The 2,316-nt window shown below is 43.0% G+C and carries 2 protein-coding genes and 2 pseudogenes; all 4 read left to right on the forward strand.

Annotation, left to right across the window (positions count from 1 at the left end; all coding sequences use genetic code 11):
- A pseudogene (locus GMD4S_RS08030) lies at positions 1–1,715 on the forward strand (YSIRK-type signal peptide-containing protein); the annotation flags it as partial.
- Between the two features lie 110 nt (positions 1,716–1,825).
- Positions 1,826–2,032 (forward strand): hypothetical protein, encoded by a 207-nt coding sequence (locus GMD4S_RS08035; RefSeq protein ID WP_000390700.1) that lies wholly within the window; start codon positions 1,826–1,828, stop codon positions 2,030–2,032.
- On the forward strand, positions 2,029–2,223 hold the full coding sequence (locus GMD4S_RS08040; RefSeq protein ID WP_000709174.1) for a hypothetical protein: 195 nt from the start codon (positions 2,029–2,031) through the stop codon (positions 2,221–2,223). The genes GMD4S_RS08035 and GMD4S_RS08040 overlap by 4 nt, the downstream gene beginning before the upstream one ends.
- Positions 2,210–2,316 (forward strand): annotated as a pseudogene (locus GMD4S_RS13325) (ABC transporter ATP-binding protein); the annotation flags it as partial. The gene GMD4S_RS08040 and the pseudogene GMD4S_RS13325, both read left to right, overlap by 14 nt.

Consider the following 2,316-nt stretch of genomic DNA (forward strand, 5'->3'; position numbering starts at 1 on the left):
AAGCGGTGGTGAAAGAAGTAACCCCAACCAGCACTAACGCAACCAGCACAGGTCCTCAGGGTGTTCCACAAACAGGCACTCCAAGCTTCCAAGGTGGCGATCCACTGGTTCCAATCGATGAAACAGTTGAGCCAACCTTCGAAGATGGAAGCAAAGAGAAGACTATTCCAGGTGAAGGAACTTACACGATTGCACCAGACGGCACAGTGACCTTCACCCCAGACAAACAGTTTGTCGGAAACCCAACTCCAGTTACAGTCAAACGTGTGGATAAGAACGGCACCCCAGTTACTGCAACTTATAGTCCAGAGTTTACGAAAGTAACACCAACAGGAACTAGCGCAACTAGCACGGGTCCTCAGGGTGTTCCACAAACCGGTACCCCAAGCTTCCAAGGTGGCGACCCACTGCTTCCAATTGATGAAACAGTTGAGCCAACCTTCGAAGATGGAAGCAAAGAGAAATCTATTCCAGGTCAAGGAACCTACACGATTGCGCCAGATGGTACAGTGACCTTCACCCCAGACAAGCAGTTTGTTGGGAACCCAGATCCAGTTACAGTGAAACGTGTGGATAAGAATGGCACCCCAGTTACTGCGACTTACAGCCCAGAGTTTACTAAGGTGACTCCAACTGGTAAAGATACTTCTTCAGTTAACATTAAGGGTCTTGTTCAAACAGGTACGCCAACATTTGAAGGTGGTAATCCGCTTGTTCCAATCGATGAAACTGTGGCGGCGACATTTGAAGATGGAACAACTGAAAAAGTGATTCCAGGTGAAGGAACTTATGCAATCTCACTAGATGGCATCGTCACCTTCACTCCAGAAGCTAATTTTGTAGGAAAAGGAACAGGCGTAACGATTGTCCGCAAGGATAAGAATGGTACTCCAGTTACTGCAAGCTATCGCCCAACAGTTGTAGATCCATCTACTGGTCATGACACGACTTCTACAGGAGCAAAAGGCCAACCACAAGTGGCAACACCAACGTTTGAAAGACATATCGATAGTACAGTTCCACCAACCTTTGAGGATGGCAGCACGACTATGGTTGTTCCGGGTGAAGGAAGCTATACAATTGATAAAGATGGTCAAATTACCTTTACTCCAGAACCAGACTTTGTTGGTACAGCTAAAGGATTGGTTGTGAAACGTCTGGATGTGTATGGAAATGTAGTTATTGCTCATTACACACCAACTGTCCTTGGACAAACACAAGTGAGTGATGCGACATCAGAAGGTCTTAAAGGTCAAACTCAGACTGGTAAACCAAACTTTACAGGTGATGTCGATCTGACAGTTCCGCCAACCTTTGAAGATGGAACAACTGAAAAAGTCGTTCCAGGCGAAGGAACTTATGTAATCTCACCAGATGGCACCGTCACCTTTACTCCTGAGGTAAACTTTGTAGGACAATCCAAAGGTGTGAAAGTGATCCGTAAAGACCGTAATGGAAATATCATTTCAGGATTCTATACTCCAACAGTAGTAGAACTTCCAGAGCAAGTGAAGCCGTCTGATAAAAAAGAACTTTCAGTACCTGATTCGAAACCAGATCAATTGACTCAAAACATCTCTGTAGAAAAAAATCAACTTCCAAATACAGGAAGTCAAGAAGATGGTTTGAAAAATCTAGGAATTCTAACAACCCTAGCAGGTGTCATGACACTTGGATTGCTAGGTAAAAAGAAACGAAACGATGAATCAGACTAATCATTTTTAAGAACCGAGAAATCGGTTCTTTTTTATGACATTTGTCATATTTCCTAGTGACAGAAGCATCTAGCTCCGTTTACTTCAAAGGACTATAATTGAAGTATGAAATGGAGGAAGAAGAAATGAAAAATAAAATGATTGTCGCAGTGAGTTTAGTAGCAGCAGGAGTTATGACCTATCTCATGTTTTCAGGATTGGACGAGGGTTTCTACCATTTTCCTTGGGAGCTCTTTGCTGGCTTTGGAATGATGTCTTGGCTTGTCAGAGAAGGTTTGAAATTATTCAGAGATGTGAAAAAGGAGTTTGAGGAATGAAAAAAGCAATCATCTATCTCTTTATCGGCTTGTCACTCTTGGTATGGTTAGTGGAAATGTTTACTGGTTGGTTTGACCAAACCTTGCTTCGGCAATTCATTCGTGGTGCTTGGGGTTTTGGATTTATGATTTTCGTTGTTTTCCCTATGGGAATGAAGTGGTTGAAAGGAGAATCTCATGACTGTGATTAAAGTTGAGAAATTGAGTAAGAAAATAAAAGACAAGGAGATCTTGCGGAACATCTCCTTTGAAATCAACGATGGTGAATGTGTCGCCTTGATCGG

This window comes from Streptococcus sp. GMD4S, from assembly GCF_000296955.1.